The following is a 26117-nucleotide window of genomic DNA, read 5'->3' as shown; positions in this document are numbered from 1 at the left end:
GTGGGTCCTTTCGGTACGGCTCAACCCCTGGTGGTGCGTGCCGCACGTGGCCCGCGCGGCAGATAGACGAGCGCCTCGGTGGCGGCGAAACGCAGGACGAAGGTGATCACCAGCGCGACCGCGGTCGCGGGCAGCACCTCCAGGCCGAAGCGGTCCACGAACAGCGCGATGAGCGGGACGCGCAGCAGCAGGTCGGCGTTGGCGATGAGGGCGAAGCGGCCGATGCGGTCCGCCCAGTGGCGGTGGCGGCGCCGGTCGCGGAAGAGCAGCGTCTCGATGAACAGGAAGTTCCACAGCACCCCGGCCTGGTTGGCGAGCACCCCGGCGACGAGGTACTGCATCCCGGCGTGGGTCAGCAGCCAGAGCGCCGCCAGGTTCGGCACGAAGCCGGACACCCCGACCAGCCCGAAGCCGATCATCCGCACGAGGGGGCTCGCGGAACCCAGGGCCGCCAGCCGCGTCAGGACCCCCGGCCCCTCCCGGACCCCGCCGGGGGCACCCGGCGGCGGAGCGTCGACTTCCGGATCATCCAGGGCGTGCGGGGGCCCCAGGTTCTCGCTCATCGTGGCTCAGCTCCCACTCTCGCGGTCGGTCCGGCGGATCTCGATACGGTCCTCGCCCGTACCGAAGACGGCGACCGCGGTCGAATGCTCCAGAGCAGCCTTCACGTTCGGGAGGTCCGCCGCGTCGCGACGCACGGTGGGCGAGGAGACCACGTAGTCGATGTCCCGCCACCCGCGCGGCAGGGTCTTGGTGACGGCCGGGTCGAGGTCCGCCTTGTAGAACCAGATCGCCCCGTCCCCGGGTGCGAAACCGTGGTGAACGGCGTCGAGCCAGAGCGCGTCGTCCACGAGGACACGGGTGTTCGCCGGGTCGGCCACCTCACGGCCGAGCCAGGCCGCCGCCTGCCGGTAGGGGGCGTTGGCGTCGACGGTGAGGGCGGTCCGGTTGCCCTCGTACCAGCGCGGCAGCACGAACGCGGCCGCCGCCACGGCGAGTACGCCGACCAGCGCCCGCCGCGCGTACACCACGCCCCGGCGCTCCCCCGGCGCACGCCGGCGGCGCAGCACGGCGTGCGTGACACTGGCCGCGCCCCCCGCGAGGACCAGCGCCAGGAACGGCAGCGCCTGGATCACGTACATCGCCGGGAGGTAGCCGGAGGGCCGCATCGCGACCACGGCCAGGATCACCACGGCCAGGGCCGGCCCGGCGAGCGCCCGGGCGGTCACCGACCAGCGGTGGGTGGCCAGCAGCAGCACCGCGCCGGCCAGCCCGCCGAGCGGCAGGACGGAGTCGTAGTAGAGCCAGGAGCGGAAGACCCCGTTCGAACCGGTACCGGATTCGAGGATGAAGCCGGAGCCGGGACGGCTCATCTGGTAGGTGATGCCGTCGATCAGGGAGACGTGCCCCGCGCCGGGCAGCAGCTCGTTGTTGAGCAGCGCGTACAGCGGGTACGACAGCCCTATCATCGCGCAGGCGGTTATCGCCCCGGTCACGGCGAACTTGCGGGTGTCACGGTGGCTGTGGCGCCACATCGTCACCAGCAGCGCCGGGAGCACCACCAGCATCGTCTCCTTGGTCAGGACGGCGGTGGCGGCCGCCAGACCCGAACCGAAGTGGTGCCACAGGTGGCGGCTGGGGGACGCGGCGAGGCAGAACGCCAGCAGCATCCACATCACGGCCAGGTTGTCGAGGAAGATCTCCCGCTGCAGGACCACCGCCAGCGGCGACAGCCCGAACAGCCCCATCGCCAGCCCCGCCGCCCAGCGCGGCAGCCACAGCCGGCGCGCCAGCACGTACATCAGCACCGAACTCGCGGCGGAGACGGCCAGCATCGAGAAGCGCATCGGCGCGACCGTCATCCAGTCGGGCACCAGGAGGGCGGGCAGGTACGTCAGGCCCGCGATCTGTATCCAGCCCAGCGGCGGATGGTCGTACCAGTACGTGTAGTGGGCCAGCCCGTCGCCCTGCTGGACGGCCCACGCCTGGGCGAGGTACGTGCCCTCGTCGTCGCTCAGGGTCGGGAAGTTGGTGATGTTCCAGCCCTGTACGAGGACGATCGCCAGCAGGATCGCCCCGCACAGCAGCAGGTCCGGCCGGGAGGACCGGAACCGCACCATCGGGCGCGCGAACGCCTCCGGGCGCACCCCGAGACCGCCCCGGGGACCGGGGACCGGCGAACCTGCACCGCCGGAACCGGGCGGACGGCGTACGGGCAGCAGCTGGGCGGTGTCGGCGGGGTCAGCCGGCTGGGGATCAGTGGCCGTGGGCAGGGTGGCGGTCACCGGAGGCTGTCCTCTCGGATCGAATTGGCGGAGACGGCGGCGCCGGCGGCGGAGCCGGCAGGAGCACCGGACGTGGCGGACGTCAGGTGCGCACCGGTGTGACTGGTCAGCTCCCACTCGTTGCGGCCGCGCTGCTCGCGCCAGACCGCGCGGATCGCGGCACCCGCCAGCAGCACCTGGTAGAACGGACCGCCCACGATGAGCTTGACGTAGTGCGTGAACCGCACGCGCAGGCCGTACTGGCGGCCGAAGTCGTGCAGGCCGACGATCTCGAAGACGAACGTCACCATCGCCGTGATCATGGGGAGGAAGGTGATGATCGCGATGCCCACGGGCACGTCGAGGAAGACCGCCACGGCGAAGTTCACCGGGATGATCACCCCGGTGGCCGCCTGCATGAACGGGGTCATCAGCGTGTAGCGGGCCAGCCAGCGCTGCCCCCGGCCGGGCAGCTGCTGCCAGTCCTTCTTCCGGTAGACCTGGAGGAAGCCCTGGTTCCAGCGGGTGCGCTGCTTCAACAGGCTCATCAGGGAGCCCGGGGTCTCCTCGCGGGTGACCATGTCGGAGTCGTACGCGACGACCACCTTCTTGCCCACCGACGACAGCCGCACGCCCAGGTCGCAGTCCTCGGCGAGGCAGTTCTGGTCCCAGCCGCCCGCCTCGCGCAGCACCGCGGTGCGCACGAAGACGGTGTTGCCGCCCAGCGGGATGAAGCCCTTCTCGGCGTGCAGGTGGAGACGGGAGCGGAACCAGAAGAAGTACTCCAGGCAGTTGCGCAGGCTGTACCAGCTGGAGTGGAAGTTGATCAGCTGCACCCCGCCCTGGACCACGTCCGCGCCGGTGGAGCGGAAGGCGTGGTCCACGTGGGTGAGCAGCTCGGGATGGACCTGGTCCTCGGCGTCGAAGACCCCGACGATGTCGCCCCGGCAGTGCGGCAGGGCGGTGTTGAGGGCCTTCGGCTTGTTCTTGGTCTCGTTGTGGTCGACGACGACCCGTACGCGCTCGGGCGCGCGGACGGCGGCCCGCTCGGCCACGGCGGCCGTCTCGGGGTCGTCGTGGCCGACGATCACGATGATCTCGTAGTCGGTGTGGCTCGATTCCAGCAGCCGGTCGATGGTGTGCTCCAGCACGGCCTGCTCGTGGCGGGCCGGCAGCAGCAGCGAGAACGCGAGCCGTCCCCCGCCGTCGGGGCTGTCGAAGCGGGTCGCCGCGAGCGTCTCGGGCGTCCGCCAGGCGTGCATCTGCCACCACAGCGTGAACGCGGCCATCCAGAAGAGCGCCAGAGAAATGGCGGCAATAAAGACAGAGGTGAGCAAACTGTCCCCCACAGCCGAGCCGCAACCCCAGGCGGCGATCGAAAACCCCCCGGAGACGGCCCGGCCCCCCGGCCTGCCGCCCCCGCGTCCCCCCGCGCGCGCACCCCCCAGCGCGCCGTCTCGTTACTCCCGAAGACAGGAGACTAGACAGTGAAAATGAAACTCAGGCGCCACTCGAATAAAAACCACGTTTCCAAGTGGCGCTTGAGCAACCGGAATTGACGCTACTCTGCCACAATCACGGATGAACCACACCCAACTGCTCAGCCAGTGAGACCAGTTCCGTCGTAGGCCGCGCGCAGACGAAATGACGGCACACATACGCCGTCGGAAGGTCGCGCACGAGTGTGCGCTCGGCCAGAAGTGGGAACTCCCCACCGCTCCCGTCACCCTTGCGCGGCAGACCGACCGCGACCACCGCCCCCGGAGCCGTCGCCAGCAGCGCCGTCCGGTGCAGCGCGGCCGTCGCCGGATCCTCCGGATGACCCACCACGGCCACCTCCCGCGGCCCGTCCACCAGCGCCTCCGCGACCGCCAGCCCGTGCCCGATGAAGCGCGGCGCCCGCGGCCCCAGCGCGTGCACCACCCCCAGCGCCCGCTCCGCCGCCTCCCGGTGGGGCGCCGAACCGGTGTGCGCCGCGTACGAGAGCAGCGCGCCCGCGGCCGCCGTCCAGCCCGAGGGCGCGGCGGTGTCGGTGGGGTCCTGCGGCCGGCGGATCAGCTGCTCGGCGTCGTGCGCGGTGTCGTAGAGCGTGCCGTCCTCGGCGGCGAACCGGGCCAGGACCAGGTCGACGAGGAACCCGGCGAACTCCAGCCACACCCCCTCCCCGGTCACGGAGGCCAGCGCCATGAACCCCTCGGCGACGTCCCCGTAGTCCTCCAGCACCCCGGCGTTGGCCCCGACCCGCCCGTCCTTGCTGGTCCGCGCCAGCCGGGCCATCCCGTCCATGTGCACGCGCACGAGCAGGTCGGCGGCCCCGATGGCCCGCTCGACCAGGTCCGGCCGCTCGAAGAAGGCCCCGCACTCGGCGAGCGCCGCGACGGCCAGCCCGTTCCAGGCGGCGACGACCTTGTCGTCCCGCCCGGGCGCGGGCCGCCGGCCGCGCGCCTCCAGCAGCCGCTCCTTGACCGAGGCGATCCGCTCCGCCTCCACCACCGGCCCGTCCTGCGGCAGTTGCAGCACCGACTTGCCGTGCTCGAAGGTCCCCTCCTCGGTGACCCCGAAGTACGCGGCGGCGAGCGCCCCGTCCTCCTCCCCCAGCACCTCGGCCAACTGCGCGGGCGTCCAGGCGTAGTACGCCCCCTCGACGTGCCTGCCGCTGGACGGCTCTTCGCTGTCGGCGTCGAGCGCGGAGGCGAACCCCCCTTGCTCCGTGCGCAGTTCCCGCACCATGAAGTCGGCGGTCTCCAGCGCCACGCGCCGCGCCAGGTCCGAACCGGTGGCCCGCCACAGGTGCGCGTACACCCGGCACAGCAGCGCGTTGTCGTACAGCATCTTCTCGAAGTGCGGCACGACCCACTCCCGGTCCACGGAGTACCGCGCGAACCCGCCGCCGAGCTGGTCGTAGATCCCGCCCCGGGCCATCGCCTCACAGGTGTCGGCGGCCATCTGCAGGGCCCCCTCGGACCCGGTCCGGGCGTGGTGGCGCAGCAGGAACTCCAGCACCATGGACGGCGGGAACTTCGGCGCCCCGCCGAACCCGCCCCGCGCGGCGTCGTACTCCCGCGTCAGCCCGAGCAGCGCCTTCCCCAGCTCCTCGGGCCCGGGCAGCCCGGCCTTCCCGTAGTCCAGCTGCCGCCCGGCCAGGTCCCGCACGATCCGCTGCGCGACCTCGGCGACCTCCTCGCGCCGCCCGGCCCAGGCGGTCCGCACACCTTCGAGCACCTGCATGAAGGAGGGCATCCCGTGCCGGGGCTCGGGCGGGAAGTAGGTCCCGAAGTAGAAGGGCTCGGCGTCGGGCGTGAGGAACACGGTCATGGGCCACCCGCCCTGCCCGGTCGCCGCCTGCACGGCCTCCATGTAGACGGCGTCGATGTCGGGGCGCTCTTCGCGGTCGACCTTGATGTTGACGAAGTGTTCGTTCATGTAGGCGGCGGTTAGTTCATCTTCGAAACTTTCGGAGCTAAATACATGGCACCAATGACACGAAGAGTAACCAACACTGAGCAGAACAGGCACCTCGCGCTCGCGCGCCTCCGCGAACGCCTCGGGCGACCAGGGCCACCAGTCGACAGGATTGTCGACATGCTGGAGCAGGTACGGCGAGGTCTCGTTGACAAGGCGGTTAGGCATGCCCCCATCCTGCCGCACGACCGGATGCGCGGCTCAGAACGGGGCCATCAGGCCGCCGGTTCGGCCGCCTTGATGCGATCAGCCCACTTCCATACCGGAACCACACGGGAGTGGTCCCAGCCGACGGCCCCCTTCCTTCCCGGCTTGATCACGAAATGATCGAAGACCGATGAGATGACCTTCCGCTTCTCGTCGAAGGCCATCTCCCCGGACTGCCACCGCAGGCGGATCGGTTCCGGCAGCCGGACCCGACCGCCCCCTTCGCCGGGGAAGAGCAGCCTTTCAATGGCCTCCTCCACGAGGGGACCGCTGATGGCGCATCGACCGCAGCCGCGCCCCGAGCTGCAGACGTAGTTGTAGGGGCTCTTCCGGCTGCCGCCCTTACCGCCCCCCATGAGCTGGTCGCACACACCCCCCTCCGCCAGTTCCGCGCCGCAGCGCACGAATCCGCTCGCAACGTACTTCGGCCCGGCCTTCCGGTCGGTCAGCCGCGGACTGAGCGGCCCCCGGTGCATGTACAGGCTCCCGGCCGAGAAGGTCGCGCAGACCGCCACCCACTGCTCGGGCGGGACGATCGCCTGCCACGCGCCGACCAGCGGCCGGTCCGTCTCCGGATCGATCAGCAGCTCTCCCCGATTGGCCCTGAAACCGCACACCCTCGGAGCCGTGATGATCTGTGTGACCGTCTGTGGATTCGGACGCCCACCACGCGTCCCGGTGACACCCATCGCGGCCCACTCCCGCGCCACCTGCCCCATCGATCCGCCGGCGATACGGTGCTCGATCGCCTTGCGTACCAGCTCCGACTCCACCGGGTGGACGGTCTGCCGGTCCTCCAGCCACCCGAAGGGCCTCGGCCCGCTGTGCGGGAGTCCGTCCATCGCCCGGGACCAATGCCAGTCCTGGACGCGACGGCTGCGCATCTTCCCCTCGACCACCGCCCCCTGGAGTGATGCGGCACCCTCCAGGAGACCGGCCTTGATGTACGGGTCACGCAGGCCGTCCCGGCCGACGTACACGCGTCCGGGCTGCGCGGTCAGCGCCGCCATGAAGCGGATGAAGTCATCGGGCCTGCGGTAGAGCCGGTCGTCCGCCGCCGCGACGACGCCCTTGAGCGGACCCGCCGTGAAGGCGTGGCCGCGGTGCAGGTCGGCCAGCAGGTGGTCGAACGCCGGCCGTTCCCGGTCGTCCTTCGTCGCGCCGCGCGCGTTGTCGGTGTAGGTGGCCACGACGACGCAGCCGTGGTCGCGGGCCGTGCGTTCGTTGATGCGGTGCTGATTGCGCACCCCTCGCGCGTCGCCGTACCGGGAGTCCTGTGAGGTACGTGCGTACGACGCGACCGGGATGAGGTCGCCTTCCGTGTTCCGCCGCGGCATGGGGTCCATGACGCGCTCCCCCCTCGAGAGTGTGTCTGACATTCGACCTAACGAGCGGGCACAAGGGGCGGTTACGGGCTTTTCCCCCATCGCTTCGCAGCGGACCAGGGCAACGAAATCCGTAGCTGTCCAGCATTTGGATGCCGATTTCCGCGCTTCGATGGGCCATCAACAAAAGAAACCGAAGAGTAGGGCTTGTATCTCCACTTCGGCGCATGCAAGATCGGCCCCCTGTGACACGGCCGGAAGGGGCAGCGCGTTGGGCAGGAGGGCCGGGAACGGTGGCGGGGGCGAGCTGCGGGCCGGGGTGTTCGGGACGTTCGACGCCGTCGTCATGGCAGTCGGGGGGTGCGGGCCCGCGTACACCCTCGCCGCGACGATTCCCGTACTGGTCGCCACCGTCGGACTCGCCGGCCCCGCCGTACTGCTGTACTGCGCGCTGCCGACCATCGGGATCGCGCTGGCCTTCCGCCACCTCGGGCGCCTCGACGTCAACGCCGGGGCCAGTTACGCCTGGGTGGCGCGGGCGCTGCACCCCTTCCTCGGGTTCCTGAGCGGCTGGGCCCTCGTCGTCTCCGCGACCGTGTTCCTCGTCGCCGCCACCCGGCCCGCCGGCAGTGCCGTGCTCGCCCTGGCCGGCGCCGGTACGGACGGCCGGGCCGGCCTGGCGACGGCGGTGGGCGCGGGGCTGTTCGTCCTCATGGCGGGTGTGGTGGCGCTCGGGGCGCGGATCGGCCCGTACGCGCGGCGGATCATCACGGGCACGCAGCTCGCGCTGCTCCTGTCCTTCGCGGTGGCGGCCCTCGCCACGGACGGCCACAGGACGGAGTTCTCGCTCTCCTGGTTCGGCTTCGGGCACTTCGACGCCGCGCACGGCTTCGTCGCCGGGGCGCTGGTCGCCGGGGTGATGTACGCGGGCTGGGACGTGGAGAGCAACCTCAACGAGGAGACGCGCGGGGGCCGTCGGGCCTTCGGGCTGGGCGGGCTGATCTCGGTGGTGGTGTCGTTCGTGGTGTTCTCGCTGTTCACCGTGGCCACCGTCCGGCTGATCGGCGTGGACGCGGTGCGCAGGAACCCCGACGGCTTCCTGTCCGAGCTGGGCGAGGCCGTCTGGCCCGGCTGGGGCGGGCGGCTGCTGGTGCTGGCGGTCGTGCTGTCGACCGTGGCCACGCTGGAGACGGCCCTGCTCCAGGCGACGCGGACGCTGTTCGCGATGGGCCGCGACGGCACCGTGCCGTCCGTGTTCGGGCGGATCCACCGGGAGTGGGGGACGCCCGCCGTGGCCACCGGGTGGATGGCCGGCGTGGCGCTGCTGGTGGTGGCGGTCGCCGCCACGGCCGGGTCGGGTGAGCAGTTCGTGCGCGACGCGGTGAGCGGGATCGGGCTGCACATCGCCTTCTACTACGCGCTGGCGGGCCTGTCGGCGGTGGTGGCGTACCGCAAGGTGCTGTTCCGGTCGGCCGGGAGCCTGCTCTTCGTCGGGGTGTGGCCGCTGGCCGGGGCGCTGTTCATGGGCTGGGTCTTCGTGGTGTCGCTGCCCGAGCTGACGGGCAGCGCGCTGGCCGTCGGGCTGGGGGCGCTGGCCCTGGGGCTGGTGCCGATGGGCGCGGCGTGGCTGCGGGGCCTGCCGTACTTCAGTCCCCGGCCGCTGGATCCCGGGCAGCCGGCCGTCGGCGGCGAGCTGCACGCGGCCGCCCATGCGGGGCGCCGGCGGGACGGCGTGCTGAGCGACTTCTGACGCACCTGCCCAGGTCCCCTCGAAGAGGAGTACGCATGTCAGCGTGGCTGCGCCGCCGGCGGTCCGGTACCCCGGACTACGATCCGGCGTTCGGTGACCGGGCCCTGGAAGAGGGCTGCCAGGACATGGCGATGGGCCGTTGGGAGGGCGCCCGGGACCTGCTCGCGCAGCATCCGCGCGAGGACTGGGACCGGCGTGCGCACCGTATCCGGCTGCTGGCGGACGCGGCGGCGGACCGGCACACGGTGGACGTGTGGCACGCCTCGGACCCCTCGGACCCGGACGCGGCGGTGCTGCGCGCGGAGACCGAGGTGATGCGGATGTTCGCGGTGGCGCGCGGCGGGGCGATGCCGGGGCGCGAGGCGCTGGACCGGGCCTCGGAGCTGTGCCTGCGGGCGGCGGGGGCGGCTCCGCGGGATCCGCATCCGTACGTGTCGCTGGTGGCGCTGGCGCGGCTGTACGAGGGCGGTGACCCGAACCTGGGGCACTGGTGGAAGGAGCTGCGGGCGCGGGACCCGTTCCACCGGGAGGGGCACCACCAGGCGCTGCGCTACCTGTCGGCGCGGTGGCACGGTTCGCACGGGGAGGCGTACAACTTCGCGTGGGACACGGCCGTCTACGCCCCGGTCGGCTCGCCGCTGGCGGTGCTGCCGCAGGTGGCGCGGGCGGAGCAGTTCCGGTACGCGCAGGCGGAGCAGGGGCGTTCGGCGATCGGGCTGGCCGCGCACTGGAGCGGCGGGCGGGCGCAGTGGGACCTGCGGGAGGCCCTGGAGAAGTGGATCGGGGGCCGGGCGGTGGCGTACGCGCAGGACGTGGCGGACCTGAACCATCTGGCGCACGGTCTGGTGCATGCGGGGATGGAGGGGGAGGCGGGGCCGGTGTTCGCGTTGCTGGAGAACCGGGCGACGCGGGTGCCGTGGTCGTACACGGGGGATGCGGAGGGGTCGTTCATCCGCTGGCGGGACCGGGTCCTGGGTTCTTGAGCAGGGGTGCGAGGTCGCGGGTCCAGCCGTCGCGGACGGTGGGCCAGTCGGGGGCGCAGCCCTGGGCGGCCGGTGCGGGGTGGCGTTCGGGGGCGGCGCCGTGGAGCAGGCAGAGGTGGGCGGCTGCGCGTTCGGCGGGTGGGGCGTGTACGTCCGGTCCGGGTCCGGGCGGGGGTGCGAGGCGGTGGGCCTCGGCGGCGGCGAGGAGGGCGCGTTCGCCCTGGGGGCCTTCGCGGATGAGCATGAACGCGGCGAAGGTGTCGGCGGTGTCCTCTTCCGCGCGGTCGGAGGCGACGGGCAGGCCGAGGGTGTCGACGAGGGCGTGACCGGCTTCGTGGTAGACGGTTTCGGCGGTGACGTCGGCGGCGGCCGCGTCGTCGCCGAGGAGTTCCCGGTCGTCGGCGAGGTCGTCGTAGCAGAGTTCGATGCGGCGGGCGGCCGGGTCGTAGCCGGCGCCCTCGCCGGAGCAGGAGCGGGCGAGGACGGTGACGCGCTCCGGGAGGTCGAGGTAGGCGTTGAGGGCCGCGACGGCGCGTTCGGCCGGGCGGCGGGCGCGGAGGAGGGCGGCGTCGTCCTCGTCGGCGGGGTCGGGGGTCGCGTAGCGGAGGGTGAATCCGCGTTCCGGCGGCGCCTTCGGGGGGTCGGTCAGGGACACGGACACGGGCGTGACGGCGAACGCGACCGCGACCGCCGGCGTGAGGAGGGCGGCGCAGAGGGCCAGGACCTTCCACCGTGGGGTCATGGGTCCAGGGTAGGCGCGGCCCGGGCGCGCCGGGGCGTACATATATGCACGCGGATGTCCGTCGAGCCCCCAACTCCCTCTGAAATAGCTCAGATTCCTCGCGCTCCGGACTGTCCCGCAGGACACTTGGCGCACGTTTCCGGAGCTCTCCGAGGAGGATGCCGATGCGGGACAGCCATCGTGTCGAGGCCGAACGGGTGCTGGCCCGGGCCGTCGAGGAGGAGGTCCGGCGGGCGGGCTCGGGGGATGCCGGGGCGTTGCTCGCGCGCGGGCGGGAGGCGCTGGACGGGATCGCGGCGGCGGCCGGCGAGGAGTACGCGGCCTACGTGGCGGCGCTGGACGAGGCGGCCGCCGGGGAGCAGTCGCTCGGGGAGGCGTTCCGGCGGGGCAACACCGGGGCGTCGCTGTTCGTGACGGGGGTCGCGGCGGCGGCCGCCGTCGGGGCGGACCTGGCGTTCGGGGTGGACGCGGGGACGGCGTTCAGCGCGGGGATCGTCGTGGGCGTCGCGGGGGCGGCGGCGACGGTGGCCAAGGTGACGGCCCTGCACGTGCCCGCGGCGAACCGGCGGGCCGGGGCGGCGGGCCGGCCGGGCGGTGCGGAGCAGCTGCGGCTGCAGTGGCTGACGGCGCTTGAGGTGCGCGGGATCCGGCCGTTCCTGGAGCAGGAGCGGGCGGTGGCGGCGTCCGCGGTCCGGGGTCCGGTGCGCGGGCGCGTCGCGAACGGGGCGCCGGTCGGCGCGGGCGGAGGCGGTGCGGCGCCGCTGCGCGGGGGCGACCGCAGCGCGGAGGCGCGGCGGCGCAGCATGCTGGAGCAGTCGTTCGGGCAGCTCCCGGACGCGGACGCGCTGTTCACGGGCCGGCGCGCGGAGCTGACCCGGATCGCGCAGTGGGTGTCGGCGGCGCGGGCCAGTACGGAGACCCGGCCGGTGGTGGTCGTGCTGCACGGCGAGCCGGGGGTGGGCCGTACGGCGCTGGCGCTGCGGGCGGCGCACGCGCTGCGGGACCAGTTCCGCGGGGCGTGCGCGGTGGACCTGCGGGGCGGGGCCACGGGCGCGGGCGAGGCGCCGCTGTCGACGCGGGAGGCGCTGCTGCACCTGCTGAACCGGCTGGGGGCGCCGCGCGAGCAGCTGCTGTTCCGCGAGGGGGCGTCTGCGGAGTCCCAGGTGCGCCGGCTGACCGAGCTGTACCACCAGCACCTGCAGGGGTTCCCGGTGACGGTGGTGCTGGACGACGTGGTGGACGCGGGGCAGGTGCGGGCGCTGGTGCCGGAGCGGACGGAGAGCCTGGTGCTGGTCACGGCGCGGGAGCCGCTGGAGCTGCCCGGGGACCTGGGGGCGTGGGTGCACCAGCTGCCGGTGGTGCGGCTCGCTCAGGAGGAGGCGGCCGAGGTGCTGCGCGCGGGGGCGCGGGCGGCGGGCGAGGCCGCGCCGGAGGGGGCGGCGCTGGACGGGCTGCTGGAGCTGGGGGCGGGACTGCCGCTGGCGCTGCGGGTGCTGGCTCCGCTGGGGTCGGCGCGGGCCTCGGACGGGGGTGGGGGCGGGGGGCTGGAGCACGCCCTGGAGCTGGCGTACGTACGGCTGCCGGAGGAGCGGCGGCGGCTGCTGCGGAGACTGACGCTGGCGGGGCGGGCCTCGCTGGGGGCGGCCGCGGCGGCGGCGCTGGCGGGCGCGGACCGGGTGGAGGCCGGGCGGCTGCTGGGCGAGCTGGCGCGGGCGGGTCTGCTGGACCTCGTACGCGGGGAGCGGTACCGGATGCACGACGCGGTGCGCTCGTACGCGGCGGCGCGGCTGGCGGCGGACGAGGACCGGGCGCAGGCGGCGGCCGCGCACGAGCGGCTGATCAGGGACTACGCGCAGCTGGCGGACTCGGTGATCCGGATGGTCGACGGGAAGATGTCGACGCGGGCCAATCACTTCGGGGGGCACGGCTTCTCCTCGCTGGACGCGGCGCTGCGCTGGCTGGACGAGGAGTCGAGCTTCATCACGGCGGCGCTGCGGCATTCGGAGGGGGTGGACCAGCAGGCGGTGCTGGACCTGCTGGGGGCGCTGTGCGACTTCTGTCTGCTGCGCGGGGACCTGTACCGGCTGGGTGAGATCAACGAGCTGACGCGGGCGGTGGACCAGGGGCGGATGAACCGTTCGGTGCAGTGGCGTACGGGTATCGCGGCGCGGCAGCTGGGTGAGCTGGACAAGTCGCGCACGACGCTGACCTCGCTGGTGGACCAGTACCGGGAGGCGCAGCAGGAGGCGGGCGCGGGGATGGCGCTGGTGTCGCTGGGGATCACGCTGCACCACCAGGGGAATCTGCCGGAGGCGGCGGCGCGGATCCGGGAGGCGCTGGTGCTGCAGGAGCCGGAGGAGCTGGCGGGCGACCGGGCGTGGGCGCTGCACGCTCTGGGGGCGGTGGAGCGGGACCGGGGGCGGCTGGGCGAGGCGGTGGCGCTGCTGGAGCGGTCGCTGGAGCTGCACCGGGAGAGCGAGAGCGTGCACGGGGAGGCGTGGGCGCACTTCCAGCTGGGGCAGGTGTACCTGCGGACGGGTGAGGTGGTGCGGGCGGAGGAGGAGCTGCGGCTGGCGCTGGACCTGTACGGGCGGACGCGGGACGACCGGGGCCAGGCGTGGGCGCTGACGCAGCTGGGGCGGGCCCGGGTGGTGGACGGTGATCCGGAGGCGGCGCTGGAGCGGCTGCGGGACGCGCTGGCGCGCCACCGGCTGGCGGAGGACGCGCGGGGCGAGGCGTGGACGCTGTACTACCTGGGGCAGGCGCTGGAGGAGGACGGCGAGCGGGACCGGGCGGTGCGGGAGCTGGAGCGGGCCCGGACGATGTTCTCGCGGATGCGGGACGTGTACGGGCTGGCGCACGCCCGCTACCACTCGGGGCGGGTGACGCGGGACCAGCGGGCGGCGCAGACGGGGAACCTGCGCAACTCCGGTTTCGCGCGGCAGCTGCTGGTGGACGCGCGGGCGGACTTCCGGCGGATCGGGCTGGCGCACGGGGAGGGGTGGACCTGCGTGGAGCTGGCGGTGGTCGACGCGGGGAACGGGCGGGTGCCGCAGGCGGTCGGGCTGTGCGAGGACGCGGTGCGGCTGTTCGTGTCGTACGGGGACCGGCGCGGGGAGGACTGGGCGCGGTTCCTGCGCTGCACGATGCTGCCGTACGCGGGCGCGGGCGATTCGGCGGTGGAGGAGGCGCGGGTGGAGCTGGCCCGGCTGGCGGCGGCTCCGCATCCGCTGCGGGACGGCCGGCTGGAGGACTGCCTGGAGACGTACGGGGTGGTGCTGGCGCGCGGGGTGGACCCGGCGGAGGGCTGGCAGGCGTGGCGGCTGGGCCTGGTCCCGAACCTGCGGGCGCGGGAGGTGATGGGCGTCCCGATGCCCTAGCCGGGCGGTCACGGGAGCTCCCGGGCGCACCGATGCCCTAGCCGGGCGGCCACGGGAGCTCCCGGGCGTACCCGGCACCGGCGCCCTGGCCGGCGGGGCGCGGGGTCCCGGGCGCACCCGGTGCCCAGGCCCTGGCCGGGCGCACGCCGGAGGTCGCGCCGAGGCCGTCGCCGTGGCCGGGCAAGCACGGGAGGCGGTGCCCAGGCCCCGCCCCTGGCCGGGCGGGTACGGGGGGACGGGCGCACGCCGGAGGTCGCGCCGAGGCCGTGGCCGGGCGGGCGTGGGCCGGGCCGCGACGCGGCCCGGTCGTACGCCCGGACCGGACGGCGCGCGTGTCCCGTTTGCCCGCCCTCGGGGGTAGCGGCGCCGTCCCGCCCGGTCGTGCCGGGCGGGGCGGCGCTCGGCGACCGTGTCGCGGGGTCCTACGCCTTGGAGGCGTCGGCTGCCGGGGTGGCGGCGGCCGGTGCGGGGGCTTCCTCGAAGTCGACGCGGCCCATGTGCTTGCTCATCGACTTCATCAGGCCCCACACGCCGAGGGCGAGTGCGGCGAACACGATGAACCCGAGGAGGCCCGGGGTCACCTTGTTCTTGTCGAAGGTGTCGGCGGCCAGCGGAAGGAACTGGGTGATTGCTGCCTGCGTAGCGCTCATGGCTACACATTCTCCCGGATGCCCGCGAAGAGGTCGGACTCGGGGAGGGAGGTGTCGACGAACGACTTGGCGAGCTCGTACTCCTCGGTGGGCCAGACCTCCTTCTGGATCTCCATGGGGACGCGGAACCAGCCGCCGTCCGGGTCGATCTGCGTGGCGTGCGCGATGAGGGCCTTGTCGCGGATCTCGAAGAAGTCGGAGCAGGGGACGTGGGTGGTCAGGGTCCGCTCCTTGCGCTCGAACTCCTTCCAGCGCTCCAGCCACTCGCCGTAGGGCGATTCCAGGCCGCGGGCGAGGAGGGCCTCGTGCAGGGCGATGGTGCGCGGCTTGTTGAAGCCCTGGTTGTAGTAGAGCTTCTGCGGCTGGTACGGGGCGCCGTACTCGGCCTCGGGGAACTTGTCGGTGTCGGCCGCGCCGTCGAAGGCCACCATCGTGATCTTGTGGGTCATGATGTGGTCGGGGTGCGGGTAGCCGCCGTTCTCGTCGTAGGTGGTGATGACCTGCGGCTTGAAGGCGCGGATCTTCTTCACCAGCTCGCCGGCGGCCTCCTCCACGTCCGCGAGGGCGAAGCAGCCCTCGGGGAGCGGGGGCAGCGGGTCGCCCTCGGGCAGGCCGGAGTCGACGTAGCCGAGCCATTCCTGGTCGATGCCGAGGATCTCGCGGGCCTCGTCCATCTCCTTGGCGCGCACCTCGTGGATGTTCTCCTCGATGTACTTGTCGCCCTGGAGCTTGGGGTTCAGCACGGAGCCGCGCTCACCGCCGGTGCAGGTGACCACGAGCACCGGCACCCCCTCGGACACGTACTTGGCCATCGTGGCCGCGCCCTTGCTCGACTCGTCGTCGGGGTGGGCGTGGACGGCCATCAGTCGAAGCTGCTCGGTCAAGACAGGATCCTCTGTGATTCGGCGCGACGGTCAACCTCTATATTGACCGAATCGGGGGTTGGAAAATTCCTGGGTGCCCCACCCCTCCCCGACGAGAGGAAACGATCATGAGCGCGGTGCGCGAAGGGCTCCCCGAGGGCCGGTACGGCCGGTCGGCGGACGAGCGCGCGGACCGGAAGCTGAAGATCGTCGGATCGGTCCTCGGGGTCGGGCTGCTGGCCGTGGTCGGCTGGATCGGCTGGGACTACGTCGGCGGACAGAGCGTCAGCGCCGAGGTGATCAAGTTCCAGATCGTCTCCGACAGCGAGGTCAAGGTGCACCTGGAGGTCCGCAAGGAGGCCTCGGTCACCGGCGTGTGCACCCTCAGCTCCCAGGACGAGCAGCACGGCGAGGTGGGCCGTGCGGACTTCACGTTCGGGCAGGACGCGAAGCGGGTCGACGAGATGGTCACCCTGAAGACCACGGGCCGCGCCACGATGGTGGAACTGGTCGGCTGCCAGCCGACGGGCACCAAGGGCTGACGCCCCGCACCCCCGGCCCGCAGGGCCCGGCGCGCCGTCTTTGATCACGGCGAAGGCCCCCACCTAGCATGGACATGCCACTCCCCCGCGCCCTGTCCAGCCGACGGAAGACATCCATGCGCCTCCAGCGGATATTCACCGCGACCGCAGCCCTCGCCGCACTCACCACCCTCGCCACCGCCTGTGAGGATTCCGCCAAGCCGGCCAAGCCCGCCGCGAGTCCCGCCGCGAGCCCCTCGGCGACCGCCGCAGCCTCCGCCTCGGCCTCCCCCACCGCCGCAGGCACGGGCACCGGCACCGGCGCCGCACCGGCCACCCTCGCCGAGGCGCAGGCGTACCTGCGGAAGTACACCTCCTGCGAGGACCTGAGCAGCGACCCGAACGACAGCCGGGTGAACCTCACCGGGTACAACCCCGTCGGCACCTCGGGCATCACCGAGCTCGGCGTCTGCACGGACGAGAAGGCAAAGGGCGAGATCGTCATCCACATGATCTCGGACATGAAGGCCAACCAGCAGGCCGAGAAGGACCACGTCACGAAGCGGCTCGACGAGGGCTACTGGGACGCCGGCCTCTACGACCCGGTCTTCTACGGCAAGACCTTCACGGCCTTCTCGCGGAAGACCGAGACCGCCCTGGCCCTCGCCAAGTCGGACCTGCGCGTCCTGGTCTGCAACCCGGACTTCACCGTGCCGGAGGGCTACAAGAAGGAGAAGGCCCTGGTCGACGGCTGCGTCCTGACCGACTTCGTCAACACCCGGGACGGCAAGGGCAGCCCCGTCAAGGGACCGGCCCTGCCGAGTGCGAACAGCATCGAGGAGCTCCGCAAGCTCGTCAGCCCGAAGGCGGTCGACTGCACGGAGATGCTGGTCACCAACGAGCACATCGCGTCCATCGACTACCAGCCGGTCGTCGGCCGCGACGTCCAGGGCGCCGGCGTCAAGCAGCGCGCGGTCTGCGGGCAGCTCGGCGGGGCAACGCGCGCGCACAACCTGAACTGGCTGGACCTCGTCGCCGACATGAAGGCCCTCCAGACCCTGTCCAAGGAGTCCCAGCTCGCCGAGGTGGGGCACCAGCGAAGTCTCACCAAGAGCAAGCTGCTGGTCGGCACGAACATCGCCGTGGAGAGCAACAACAAGACCGTCCGCCAGGGGCTCTACAAGCTGGGCTTCCTGCGTCTGGAGTGCGAACCCGCCTTCAGCGCGCCCGCGAAATACCAGATCCGCAAGGCCCAGGTCGACGGCTGCGTCCTGACCGACTTCGAGCTCCCCGGGATCTGACAGCTGACAGACGGCCGCCCGGGGCGTGCACGGCACGCCCCGGGCGGGGTATCGACTGGGGTGTCATACCAACCGCGCACCAGCAGCCCCAGCAGCGAACCCCAGGAGCCGACATGTCACTGTTCATCCCGGATTTCGACGACTCCGTCGTCGTCCGCGCCGCCGACGCGGAGGAGATCCACTACGGGCCGGACTCCTCCCTGCGGCTGCTGGCCGACAGCTCCACGGGCGGCGGGTTCCTGTCCACCATGCGCGTGAGCCTGCGGGCCGGCTCCGACGGCGCCCGCCCGCACCACCACGGCCGGTCGGCCGAGATGTTCTACGTGATCGACGGGACGGCCCAGCTGCTGGCCGGGGACAAGGTGGTCACCGCCGAGACCGGCGACCTGGTCATCGTGCCGCCGGGTCAGCAGCACGCCTTCGCCGCCGCGCCCGGGGAGGGCGCCGAGATGCTGGTAGTCATCACCCCGGGGGTGGAACGGTTCGAGTACTTCCGCCACCTGGAGCGGATCCGGCACGGGAAGGTGCCCCCGGAGAGCCTGCTGGCGGCCCAGGAGCTGTACGACACCTACTTCGGCACCAGCACCGTCTGGGAGGACGCCCGCGCCCCCCGGACCCAATGACACACTTCATACACATGGTGTCCTCCCCCTTTTCTTCCCGAATTGTTAGGCTCGTGGTTTCGCCCGCCGCTGGCGGCTTTGTAGTCCCCTGTACCGACGAGGAGCACCCGTGACCCAGACGAGCGAGAGCGTCACCTGGCTGACCCAGGCGGCGTACGACCAGCTGAAGGCCGAGCTGGACTACCTCTCTGGTCCCGCCCGCACGGAGATCGCCATGAAGATCGCGGCTGCCCGCGAGGAGGGCGACCTGCGCGAGAACGGCGGTTACCACGCGGCCAAGGAGGAGCAGGGCAAGCAGGAGCTGCGCGTGCGCCAGCTCACGCAGCTCCTGGAGAACGCCAAGGTCGGCACGGCCCCCGCCGCGAGCGGCGAGGTCGCCCCGGGCACCCTCGTCACGATCGCCTTCGACGGCGACGAGGACGACACCCTGGAGTTCCTGCTGGCCTCCCGCGAGTACGCGTCCGACGACTTCGAGACCTACTCCCCGCAGTCCCCGCTGGGTGCGGGCGTGAACGGCAAGAAGGTCGGCGAGGACGCCCAGTACGAGCTGCCGAACGGCAAGAAGGCCACGGTCAGGATCCTGTCCGTCAAGCCCTTCAACGGCTGATCACCCCCGTACGCACACCCGTGCGCGAGCCCCCGCCGGACCGGTTCCGGCGGGGGCTCGCGCGTTCCGGCGCCCCGGCCGACTCAGGCGGTCGCCGAGCGGTACTTGCGGACCGCGAGGGTCCGGAAGACCACGATGATCAGCAGCGACCAGAGGACCGAGGCGATGACCGGGTGCTGCATGGGCCACGCCTCCGGCACCGGATAGCCCTCGGGGAGGTTCCCGAAGAGCTCGCGGGCCGCCTGCACGGTGGCGCTGAAGGGGTTCCACTCCGCGATGTGCCGCAGGAAGGACGGCATGTTCTCGGAGGGGACGAAGGCGTTCGAGATGAACGTCAGCGGGAAGAGCCAGATCAGCCCGCCCGAGGTGGCCGCCTCCGGGGTGCGCACCGACAGGCCGATCAGGGCGCCGATCCAGGAGAACGCGTATCCGAGCAGGAGCAGCAGGGCGAAGCCGGCGAGCACCTTGCCGATGTTCTCGTGGGTCCGCCAGCCGACGATCAGGGCGACGACGGCGAGTACGACGAGGGTCAGCGTGGTCTGCACGAGGTCGGCGAGGGTGCGGCCGGTGAGGACCGCGCCGCGGGCCATGGGCAGGGAGCGGAAGCGGTCGATCAGGCCCTTGTGCATGTCGTCGGCGATGCCCGCGCCCGCGCCGGCGGTGGCGAAGGTGACGGTCTGGGCGAAGATGCCGGCCATCAGGAACTCGCGGTAGGCGGCCGGCGAGGTGTTGCCGCCGACGGCGATGGAGCCGCCGAAGACGTAGCTGAAGAGGACGACGAACATCACTGGCTGTATGAGGCCGAAGACCACGACCTCGGGTATCCGTCCCATGCGGATCAAGTTCCTGCGGGCGATGACCAGGGAGTCCCTGACGCCCTGGGTGATGCCGCCGCCGGGGCGGGGGGCGGTGGGGCGCGCGTCCGAAGCGGTGATGGTCACTTCGTCGCCTCCTCGGGGCTCCGGGCGGTCGCGGGGGCGCCGTTCTCCTCCGGGGTCAGCTCGGCCGCGTGGCCGGTGAGGGAGATGAACACGTCGTCGAGGGTGGGCCGGCGCAGGCCGATGTCGTCGATCTCGATGCCCCGGGAGTCCAGCTCCCGGATGACCTCCGCGAGCAGCTTGGCGCCGCCCGTCACCGGGACGGTGAGCTTGCGGGTGTGCTCCTCGACGGTGGTCTCGCCCTTGCCGAAGCCGGCGAGGACCTCGCGGGCGGTGGCGATGTGGCCGCGTTCGTGGACGACGACCTCGACGCGTTCGCCGCCGGTCCGCGCCTTGAGCTCGTCGGAGGTGCCGCGGGCGATGACCTTGCCGTGGTCGACCACGCAGATGTCGTGGGCGAGGCGGTCGGCCTCCTCCAGGTACTGGGTGGTGAGCAGCAGGGTGGTGCCGCCCGCGACGAGTTCCTCGATGACGTCCCACAGGGCCTGCCGGTTGCGGGGGTCGAGGCCGGTGGTGGGTTCGTCCATGAACATCACGGGCGGGCGGACGACGAGGGCGGCGGCCAGGTCGAGGCGCCTGCGCATGCCGCCGGAGTAGGTCTTGGCGGTGCGGTCGGCGGCGTCGGCGAGGTTGAAGCGTTCCAGGAGCTCCGCGGCGCGGGCCTTGGCCGCTTTGGCGTTCATCTGGTAGAGCCGGGCGACCATCTGGAGGTTCTCGCGGCCGGTGAGGTATTCGTCGACGGCGGCGAACTGGCCGGAGAGGCCGATGGAGCGGCGGACCTCGTTGGGGTGCTTGAGGACGTCGATCCCGGCGACGACGGCGCGGCCGCTGTCGGGCTGGAGGAGGGTGGTCAGGACGCGCACGGTCGTGGTCTTGCCCGCGCCGTTCGGGCCGAGCAGGCCCAGGACGGTTCCTTCGGGGACGTCGAGGTCCACGCCGTCCAGTGCCCGTACTTCGCCGAAGGTCTTGACCAGGCCTTCGGCGTATATGGCGCCTGGCATAGGGGTTCTCCCTGAGCGATGGGGCCGTTAGATTCTGGACATTCCTAGGCAAAGCCTAGGGGCGTCGGGCAGCGCTCGCCCGACGCACCGGCACCATATCGCGTCATATCGCGTCCCCGCCACGGTTTTCGCGCAGGGCACGAGAGCTCGTGGGCGGCTTCAGTCCATGACCCGGTAGCCCGCCGCGTGCAGGGAGCGGGCGACCTCCGTGCAGTGCTCGGGCCCCTTCGTCTCCAGCTGCAGCTCCACCTCGACCTCGGTCAGCCCGAGCCGCGGGTCCGTGCGCACGTGGCTGATGTCCAGCACGTTGGCGTCCACCGTCGACAGCACCGCCAGCAGCCCGGCGAGGGCCCCCGGCCGGTCCGCGACCCGCAGCCGCAGCGACAGGTAGCGGCCCGCCGCCGCCATGCCGTGCCGCAGGATCCGCTGGAGCAGCAGCGGGTCGACGTTGCCGCCCGACAGGACGGCGACCACCGGGCCGTTCCCGTACAGCTCCGGCTCGCTCAGCAGGGCCGCCACCGTGCTGCACCCGGCCGGCTCCACGACCAGCTTGGCCCGCTCCAGGCAGAGCAGCAGGGCGCTGGAGAGGGCGTCCTCGGACACGGTCCGTACGTCGTCCAGCAGCTCCCCGATGATCGAGAAGGGGACGTCGCCGGGACGGCCGACCTTGATGCCGTCCGCCATCGTGTTCGGGTTCTCGATCGACACCGGGTGCCCGACCCGCAGCGAGGGCGGGTACGCGGCGGCGCCCGCCGCCTGCACGCCGATCACCTTCACGTCCGGGCGCAGCGCCTTGACGGCGACCGCGACGCCGGCGGCGAGGCCGCCGCCGCCGATCCCGACGAGGATCGTGCGCACCTCGGGGCACTGCTCCAGGACCTCCAGGCCCACCGTGCCCTGGCCGGCGATGACGTCGCGGTGGTCGAAGGGGTGGATGAACACCGCCCCGGTGCGGTCGGCGTGCTCCTGGGCGGCGGCGAGGGTCTCGTCGACGACCTGGCCGTGCAGGCGCACCTCGGCGCCGTACTCCTGGGTGGCGGCCACCTTCGGCAGCGGGGCCCCGACCGGCATGAACACGGTGGAGCGGACCCCGAGCAGGGAGGAGGCCAGCGCCACGCCCTGGGCGTGGTTGCCGGCACTGGCGGCGACGACCCCGGCGGCGCGCTGTTCGGGGCGCAGGCCCGCGATGCGCACGTACGCTCCGCGGAGCTTGAAGGAGCCGGTGCGCTGGAGGTTCTCGCACTTGAAGTGGACGGGGGAGCCCGTGAGGGCCGACAGGTGCCGGCTGCCTTCCATCGGCGTCACCCGGGACACGCCCGACAGCATCTTCTGGGCCCCCCGGACGTCGTCGAGGATGACCTGCGGAACGGGCACGGGCACGCGGTAGTTCATGCGGCCAGTCTCGCAGCCCGCGGGGGCCCCGGCTCAGGGACGGGCGGGGCGCGGGCGGGGCGGGAGCGGGCCGGGGGCGGCAGCGGGGCGCGCGTCTTCCCGGAGTCGCGAAGAGGCCTACAAGGGGCGCATAAGGGGCACACAAGCGGCGAAATCTCGCCATGCGGGACACTCCTCCGGCGGTCTCCGCTCCCGGCCGTATCAGTTGTCAAACGCGGCGTACGAGCCGCCGCACGGCCGCGTACTCTGTCCCCCATCCCTGTCGGCCCCATGCGAAGAGAGCCCACGGCCATGCCCTCGATCCCGGCCAGTTCCGACCTGCCCACGGCGGCCGAAGCGCCCGCCGGAGCCGGACTCCTCGACGCGCTCCAGCACCAGGTGGCGGTCTTCGCCCGCCGTGCCGAGCAGACCCGCCTGGGCGGCGTCGGCCAGGCCCGCAACTCCATGGACCGGGCCGCCTACCTGCTGCTGAACCGGCTCGACCTGGAAGGCCCGATGGGCGTGAAGGCCCTCGCGGGCGGGATGGGCATCGACTCGTCCACCGTGACCCGCCAGGTCGCCCCGCTCGTCGACAGCGGCCTGGTCAAGCGGACCTCGCACCCCGAGGACGGCCGGGCCGTGGTGCTCGCGCTGTCCCCGCGCGGGCTGGCCCGCCTGGAGGAGGTCCGCTCCTCGCGGCGGGAGCTGATGGCCCGGGTGACGGAGGGCTGGGCGGAGGACGAGCGCGAGGTGTTCACCGCGCTGCTGACCCGCTTCAACGGCTCCCTGTCGGAGCTGATGTCCGCCGCCTCCGAGGGCGGCCCCGCCTCCTGACCCGGCGGGCCCCGACGCTCCTGACCCGGCGGGCCCCGGTGCGCCGGATCCGGCCGTGTCCGACCCCTTGACCGGGGTGGTGGCACCGGCCCCACCATGTGTGCTGTGGACCGGCGTTCGGGGCGGGATGCGGAGTTCGAGGCCTTCGTCGCGGGCGCGGCGGGGCGGCTGCTGCACGTCGCCGCCCTGCTGACGGCCGAGCCCCCGGACGCGGCGCCCGCCGCCCGGCGGATCCTCGCCGGCGCGCTGGCCCGGACGTACGCCCACTGGGCGCGCCTGCGCGACGACGACCCGTACGACCACACCCGCGCCGAGCTGTGCGCCGCGTACGCCCGCACCGCCCGCCGGCTCCCGGCGGGCGCCGGGATCCTGGCGCCGCTGGGCCCGCTGGAGCGGCTGGTGCTGGTGATGCGGATCTACGAGGGCGTCGCCGAGGAGGTCACGGCCGCGCAGCTGGGCCTGCCGCCGGAGCGGGTGGAGGCCGTCTGCAACCGGGCGGTGGCGATCCTGCGGGACGCGGCGGCGGAGGCGGCATGAGCCCCCTCGACCGCAAGGAGACGCAGGTCAGGCAGCTGCTGGACGGTCCGCACCCGGCGGTCCCGGCCGGCCTGGCCGCGGCGGCCCGGACGCACGGCAGACGGCTGCTGCGCCGCCGGCGCGCCCTGCGCCGGTTCGGCTGGGCGCTGCTGTGGGCGGCGGCGGTGGCCTTCACGGTGTGGGCGGCGCTGACCCGGCCGTGGGTGGTCCCGCCGAGCGAGGTGTCGCCGCCCCTGCAGGGCTGGTAGCCCTGCAGGGACGGCGGTCGGCGTCTCAGCCGAGGGCCTGGACGAGGTCCGCGACGAGGTCGTCGGCGTTCTCGATGCCGACGGAGACACGGATGAGGTCCGCGGGGACCTCCAGGGCCGAGCCGGCCACCGAGGCGTGGGTCATCCGGCCCGGGTGCTCGATGAGGGACTCGACGCCGCCGAGGGACTCGGCCAGCGTGAAGATCTTCGTGCGGCCGCAGACCGCGACGGCCTCCTCCTCGCCGCCGGCGACCTGGAAGGAGACCATGCCGCCGAAGTTGCGCATCTGCTTGGCGGCGATCTCGTGGCCCGGGTGCTCGGGCAGGCCCGGGTAGAGGACCTTGGTGACCTTCGGGTGGCGCTTGAGCGCCTCCACGACCTTCGCCGCGTTCTCGGCGTGCCGGTCCATGCGCACGGCCAGCGTCTTGATGCCGCGCAGCACGACCCAGGAGTCGAAGGGCCCGGCGACCGCGCCCATCGCGTTCTGGTGGTAGGCCAGCTCCTCGCCGAGGGCCTCGTCGGCCGTGACCAGGGCGCCGCCGACGACGTCGGAGTGGCCGCCCATGTACTTGGTCAGCGAGTGCACGACCACGTCGGCGCCGAGCGCCAGCGGCTGCTGGAGGTAGGGGGAGGCGAAGGTGTTGTCGACGACCAGCTTCGCGCCGGCCTCGCGCGCGATCTGGGAGATCATCGCGATGTCGGTGATGCCCAGCAGCGGGTTCGAGGGGGTCTCGACCCAGATGACCTTGGTCTTCGGGGTGATGGCCGCGCGCACCGAGTCCGCGTCGGAGGTGTCGGCCACCGACCACTCCACGCCCCAGCGGGAGACGACCTTCGCGAAGAGGCGGAACGTGCCGCCGTAGGCGTCGTTGGGGATGACCACGTGGTCGCCCGGGGAGAGCAGCGTACGCAGCAGGCAGTCCTCGGCGGCGAGCCCGGACGCGAAGGCCAGGCCGCGCCGGCCGCCCTCCAGCGCCGCGAGGTTCTCCTCCAGCGCGGTACGGGTCGGGTTGGCGCTGCGGCTGTACTCGTAACCGCCGCGCAGTCCGCCCACGCCGTCCTGCTTGTAGGTGGACACCTGGTAGATGGGCGGTACGACCGCGCCGGTCTGCGGGTCCGCCGTGTTGCCCGCGTGGATCGCGCGGGTCTCGAAGCTCTGGTGCTCGTGGCTGTCGTCGCTCATGAGGCAGATGCTATGCCCCGTCAGCCGCCCGGTCCTCTCCTGGCCTGACCGCACGCTGACCTGCACCCGCTCGCCATTCGGGCGCCCGGTCTGGTTCGCTTGGCGGTATGCAGATTTTCTGGGTCCTGATGGGGCTGGCCCTGGCCGCCGCCATGATCTTCTCGTTCAAGCGGGCCAGGCGGGGCGGTCTGGCGCTGGTCTCGCCGGACAGCCCCGACGCCGCCGACCCGGCGGACTACGGGTTCGCGCGCGAGGAGGACCTGGACATCCGGGTGCCCGGGCCCGACCACGACCTGATGGACGCCCTGGAGAACGTCCAGCGCACCGGCCACTGGCGGGCCGCCTCCGCACTGCTCGCCGGCACCCCGAAGGACGGCGAGCGGCGCTGGCAGCGCGTGCAGGCCTTCGGCGGCGCGGCCGCCCTCGACCTGGCGCAGCGGCCCGGGGAGGGCGCGCAGTGGCTGAAGGCCTGGCGGCTGGAGGCGGAGAAGGACGCGGGCGGCGCGCAGGTCCACGCGGAGCTGCTGGTGCAGCAGGCGTGGCGGTCCTCGGGCGGGGTGGGCTCGCAGGACCACCGGATCATCCTGGAGGAGGCCCGCGAGGCCTGCCGCAAGGCGTCGCTGCTGGCGCCCGGCGACCCGGTCCCCGTCATCACGGAACTCGCGATCGCGCGCGGGCTGGGCTACTCGGAGGCGGAGTTCGACGCGCTGTGGGCCCGCGTGATCGACGTGGCGCCGGCGCACATGGGCGCGCACCTGGCCGCGCTGCACTACTGGTGCGAGAAGTGGCACGGCTCCCGCGAGAAGGCCGACGCGTTCGCGCAGACGGCCGCGGCCCGCGCCCCGCAGGGCTCGCTGCTCGCGGCGCTGCCGCTGTTCTCGGTGTACGAGAACATGCCCGACACGGTCCTGGTGAGCGACTTCGGGAAGACGGCGGTCGTCTCGCGGGCCCTGGAGGGCGCCCTGTACGCGGTGCACCAGGCGCGGCCGGAGGACCCGATGCTGGCGCACGTACGGCACCTGCTGCTGTGGTTCCTGGTGGGTGCGGGCCGCTGGGCGGAGGCCATGGAGCAGGTCCGGCACGTCGACGGCTGCGTGGGCGCCCTGCCCTGGTCCGCCTCGGAGGAGCCGGCGGCCGCGTACGCGGTGGCGCGGGCGATGGCGGTGGCCGGCTACGAGGCCAACGGCGGCTCCCCGGCGACGCTTCCGCACTGACCCGCGGCGGCGGGGGGGGGGGGGGGGGGGGGGGGGGGGGGGGGGGGGGGGGGGGGGGGGGGGGGGGGGGGGGGGGGGGGGGGGGGAGGGGTGCCTAGTCGACCCGTTCCGTA

At 72.9% G+C, this 26117-nt stretch carries 22 protein-coding genes and 1 pseudogene; 11 read left to right on the top strand and 12 right to left on the bottom strand.

The window, feature by feature from the left end; translation table 11 throughout:
* Nucleotides 1–20: 20 nt before the first annotated feature.
* From AC07A6_RS21985 to AC07A6_RS21965, 5 genes and pseudogenes are all read right to left on the bottom strand, one after another.
* Nucleotides 21–482 (bottom strand): annotated as a pseudogene (locus AC07A6_RS21985) (GtrA family protein); the annotation flags it as partial.
* An 87-nt stretch (nucleotides 483–569) separates the two neighbouring features.
* Nucleotides 570–2285 carry an ArnT family glycosyltransferase gene (locus AC07A6_RS21980; RefSeq protein WP_478778198.1) on the bottom strand — a complete coding sequence of 572 codons (1716 nt, stop codon included), beginning with the start codon at nucleotides 2283–2285 and terminating at the stop codon, nucleotides 570–572.
* Nucleotides 2282–3601, bottom strand: a complete 1320-nt coding sequence (locus AC07A6_RS21975) for a glycosyltransferase (protein WP_478778197.1) — start codon at nucleotides 3599–3601, stop codon at nucleotides 2282–2284. Before AC07A6_RS21975 ends, AC07A6_RS21980 begins: the two co-directional genes overlap by 4 nt.
* 238 nt (nucleotides 3602–3839) lie before the next feature.
* A complete protein-coding gene (locus tag AC07A6_RS21970; protein ID WP_478778196.1) occupies nucleotides 3840–5894 on the bottom strand; it encodes a thioredoxin domain-containing protein in 2055 nt (684 codons plus the stop codon).
* A 47-nt stretch (nucleotides 5895–5941) separates the two neighbouring features.
* A complete protein-coding gene (locus tag AC07A6_RS21965; RefSeq protein ID WP_478778195.1) occupies nucleotides 5942–7279 on the bottom strand; it encodes a recombinase family protein in 1338 nt (445 codons plus the stop codon).
* A 250-nt stretch (nucleotides 7280–7529) separates the two neighbouring features.
* Between AC07A6_RS21965 and AC07A6_RS21960 the strand changes: the two genes are divergently transcribed.
* Both AC07A6_RS21960 and AC07A6_RS21955 read left to right on the top strand, forming a co-directional pair.
* Entirely contained in the window at nucleotides 7530–9008 is a 1479-nt protein-coding gene (locus AC07A6_RS21960; RefSeq protein ID WP_478778194.1) for an APC family permease, read from the top strand.
* Between the two features lie 35 nt (nucleotides 9009–9043).
* Nucleotides 9044–9991, top strand: a complete 948-nt coding sequence (locus AC07A6_RS21955; protein ID WP_478778193.1) for a hypothetical protein — start codon at nucleotides 9044–9046, stop codon at nucleotides 9989–9991.
* Here the strand turns inward: AC07A6_RS21955 and AC07A6_RS21950 are convergent.
* The gene (locus AC07A6_RS21950; protein WP_478778192.1) at nucleotides 9957–10733 is read right to left on the bottom strand and encodes a DUF4344 domain-containing metallopeptidase; all 777 of its coding nucleotides are present in this window, start codon (nucleotides 10731–10733) and stop codon (nucleotides 9957–9959) included. The two genes, AC07A6_RS21955 and AC07A6_RS21950, sit on opposite strands and share 35 nt — an antisense overlap.
* 164 nt (nucleotides 10734–10897) lie before the next feature.
* Between AC07A6_RS21950 and AC07A6_RS21945 the strand changes: the two genes are divergently transcribed.
* Nucleotides 10898–14113: a tetratricopeptide repeat protein gene (locus tag AC07A6_RS21945; protein ID WP_478778191.1), complete on the top strand. Its 3216-nt coding sequence runs from the start codon at nucleotides 10898–10900 to the stop codon at nucleotides 14111–14113.
* Between the two features lie 422 nt (nucleotides 14114–14535).
* Here AC07A6_RS21945 and AC07A6_RS21940 read toward each other — a convergent pair whose 3' ends face one another.
* Together AC07A6_RS21940 and mca are read right to left on the bottom strand one after the other, a co-directional pair.
* Nucleotides 14536–14763 carry a hypothetical protein gene (locus tag AC07A6_RS21940; RefSeq protein WP_362465808.1) on the bottom strand — a complete coding sequence of 76 codons (228 nt, stop codon included), beginning with the start codon at nucleotides 14761–14763 and terminating at the stop codon, nucleotides 14536–14538.
* Nucleotides 14764–14765: 2 nt separating this feature from the next.
* Nucleotides 14766–15647, bottom strand: a complete 882-nt coding sequence (gene mca / locus AC07A6_RS21935; RefSeq protein ID WP_362465811.1) for a mycothiol conjugate amidase Mca — start codon at nucleotides 15645–15647, stop codon at nucleotides 14766–14768.
* A gap of 107 nt (nucleotides 15648–15754) precedes the next feature.
* Between mca and AC07A6_RS21930 the strand changes: the two genes are divergently transcribed.
* The 4 genes from AC07A6_RS21930 (at nucleotide 15755) to greA (ending at nucleotide 18678) form a co-directional block, all read left to right on the top strand.
* Entirely contained in the window at nucleotides 15755–16168 is a 414-nt protein-coding gene (locus AC07A6_RS21930) for a DUF4307 domain-containing protein (RefSeq protein WP_125814761.1), read from the top strand.
* 116 nt (nucleotides 16169–16284) lie between these two features.
* Nucleotides 16285–17448, top strand: coding sequence for a hypothetical protein (locus AC07A6_RS21925; protein ID WP_478778190.1), 1164 nt, complete (start codon nucleotides 16285–16287; stop codon nucleotides 17446–17448).
* 113 nt (nucleotides 17449–17561) lie between these two features.
* Complete coding sequence (locus AC07A6_RS21920) at nucleotides 17562–18071, top strand: cupin domain-containing protein (protein WP_362465817.1); 510 nt, start codon at nucleotides 17562–17564, stop codon at nucleotides 18069–18071.
* A 109-nt stretch (nucleotides 18072–18180) separates the two neighbouring features.
* A complete protein-coding gene (gene greA, locus AC07A6_RS21915; protein WP_362465820.1) occupies nucleotides 18181–18678 on the top strand; it encodes a transcription elongation factor GreA in 498 nt (165 codons plus the stop codon).
* Nucleotides 18679–18761: 83 nt separating this feature from the next.
* On the opposite strand, the gene AC07A6_RS21910 is transcribed toward greA, so the two are convergent.
* The 3 genes from AC07A6_RS21910 to ilvA form a co-directional block, all read right to left on the bottom strand.
* Nucleotides 18762–19619: an ABC transporter permease gene (locus AC07A6_RS21910; RefSeq protein ID WP_478778189.1), complete on the bottom strand. Its 858-nt coding sequence runs from the start codon at nucleotides 19617–19619 to the stop codon at nucleotides 18762–18764.
* Nucleotides 19616–20617, bottom strand: coding sequence for an ATP-binding cassette domain-containing protein (locus AC07A6_RS21905; protein ID WP_362465823.1), 1002 nt, complete (start codon nucleotides 20615–20617; stop codon nucleotides 19616–19618). The genes AC07A6_RS21910 and AC07A6_RS21905 overlap by 4 nt, the downstream gene beginning before the upstream one ends.
* Nucleotides 20618–20776: 159 nt before the next feature.
* Nucleotides 20777–22009, bottom strand: a complete 1233-nt coding sequence (gene ilvA / locus AC07A6_RS21900; protein ID WP_478778188.1) for a threonine ammonia-lyase — start codon at nucleotides 22007–22009, stop codon at nucleotides 20777–20779.
* Between the two features lie 291 nt (nucleotides 22010–22300).
* Between ilvA and AC07A6_RS21895 the strand changes: the two genes are divergently transcribed.
* The 3 genes from AC07A6_RS21895 to AC07A6_RS21885 all read left to right on the top strand — a co-directional run bounded on the left by AC07A6_RS21895 (nucleotide 22301) and on the right by AC07A6_RS21885 (nucleotide 23607).
* Nucleotides 22301–22822, top strand: coding sequence for a MarR family winged helix-turn-helix transcriptional regulator (locus tag AC07A6_RS21895; protein WP_007266115.1), 522 nt, complete (start codon nucleotides 22301–22303; stop codon nucleotides 22820–22822).
* A 96-nt stretch (nucleotides 22823–22918) separates the two neighbouring features.
* Entirely contained in the window at nucleotides 22919–23359 is a 441-nt protein-coding gene (locus AC07A6_RS21890; RefSeq protein WP_478778187.1) for an RNA polymerase, read from the top strand.
* Nucleotides 23356–23607: a hypothetical protein gene (locus AC07A6_RS21885; RefSeq protein ID WP_362465832.1), complete on the top strand. Its 252-nt coding sequence runs from the start codon at nucleotides 23356–23358 to the stop codon at nucleotides 23605–23607. The genes AC07A6_RS21890 and AC07A6_RS21885 overlap by 4 nt, the downstream gene beginning before the upstream one ends.
* 25 nt (nucleotides 23608–23632) lie before the next feature.
* Here AC07A6_RS21885 and AC07A6_RS21880 read toward each other — a convergent pair whose 3' ends face one another.
* Complete coding sequence (locus AC07A6_RS21880; protein WP_362465834.1) at nucleotides 23633–24790, bottom strand: cystathionine gamma-synthase; 1158 nt, start codon at nucleotides 24788–24790, stop codon at nucleotides 23633–23635.
* A gap of 107 nt (nucleotides 24791–24897) precedes the next feature.
* Between AC07A6_RS21880 and AC07A6_RS21875 the strand changes: the two genes are divergently transcribed.
* Nucleotides 24898–26004 carry a hypothetical protein gene (locus AC07A6_RS21875; protein ID WP_478778186.1) on the top strand — a complete coding sequence of 369 codons (1107 nt, stop codon included), beginning with the start codon at nucleotides 24898–24900 and terminating at the stop codon, nucleotides 26002–26004.
* The last annotated feature ends 113 nt before the right edge of the window (nucleotides 26005–26117 follow it).

Source organism: Streptomyces sp. NPDC044002, from assembly GCF_056434525.1.
This window is presented reverse-complemented; position numbering and strand designations above follow the sequence as displayed.

Excerpts from the sequence above, each read along its gene's own strand:
- AC07A6_RS21970 (WP_478778196.1), bottom strand. The coding sequence starts at position 5,894 with ATGCCTAACCGCCTTGTCAACGAGACCTCGCCGTACCTGCTCCAGCAT.
- AC07A6_RS21965 (WP_478778195.1), bottom strand. The coding sequence starts at position 7,279 with ATGGACCCCATGCCGCGGCGGAACACGGAAGGCGACCTCATCCCGGTC.
- AC07A6_RS21955 (WP_478778193.1), top strand. The coding sequence starts at position 9,044 with ATGTCAGCGTGGCTGCGCCGCCGGCGGTCCGGTACCCCGGACTACGAT.
- AC07A6_RS21950 (WP_478778192.1), bottom strand. The coding sequence starts at position 10,733 with ATGACCCCACGGTGGAAGGTCCTGGCCCTCTGCGCCGCCCTCCTCACG.
- AC07A6_RS21945 (WP_478778191.1), top strand. The coding sequence starts at position 10,898 with ATGCGGGACAGCCATCGTGTCGAGGCCGAACGGGTGCTGGCCCGGGCC.
- AC07A6_RS21940 (WP_362465808.1), bottom strand. The coding sequence starts at position 14,763 with ATGAGCGCTACGCAGGCAGCAATCACCCAGTTCCTTCCGCTGGCCGCC.
- AC07A6_RS21930 (WP_125814761.1), top strand. The coding sequence starts at position 15,755 with ATGAGCGCGGTGCGCGAAGGGCTCCCCGAGGGCCGGTACGGCCGGTCG.
- AC07A6_RS21925 (WP_478778190.1), top strand. The coding sequence starts at position 16,285 with ATGCGCCTCCAGCGGATATTCACCGCGACCGCAGCCCTCGCCGCACTC.
- AC07A6_RS21920 (WP_362465817.1), top strand. The coding sequence starts at position 17,562 with ATGTCACTGTTCATCCCGGATTTCGACGACTCCGTCGTCGTCCGCGCC.
- AC07A6_RS21905 (WP_362465823.1), bottom strand. The coding sequence starts at position 20,617 with ATGCCAGGCGCCATATACGCCGAAGGCCTGGTCAAGACCTTCGGCGAA.
- ilvA (WP_478778188.1), bottom strand. The coding sequence starts at position 22,009 with ATGAACTACCGCGTGCCCGTGCCCGTTCCGCAGGTCATCCTCGACGAC.
- AC07A6_RS21895 (WP_007266115.1), top strand. The coding sequence starts at position 22,301 with ATGCCCTCGATCCCGGCCAGTTCCGACCTGCCCACGGCGGCCGAAGCG.
- AC07A6_RS21890 (WP_478778187.1), top strand. The coding sequence starts at position 22,919 with ATGTGTGCTGTGGACCGGCGTTCGGGGCGGGATGCGGAGTTCGAGGCC.
- AC07A6_RS21885 (WP_362465832.1), top strand. The coding sequence starts at position 23,356 with ATGAGCCCCCTCGACCGCAAGGAGACGCAGGTCAGGCAGCTGCTGGAC.
- AC07A6_RS21880 (WP_362465834.1), bottom strand. The coding sequence starts at position 24,790 with ATGAGCGACGACAGCCACGAGCACCAGAGCTTCGAGACCCGCGCGATC.
- AC07A6_RS21875 (WP_478778186.1), top strand. The coding sequence starts at position 24,898 with ATGCAGATTTTCTGGGTCCTGATGGGGCTGGCCCTGGCCGCCGCCATG.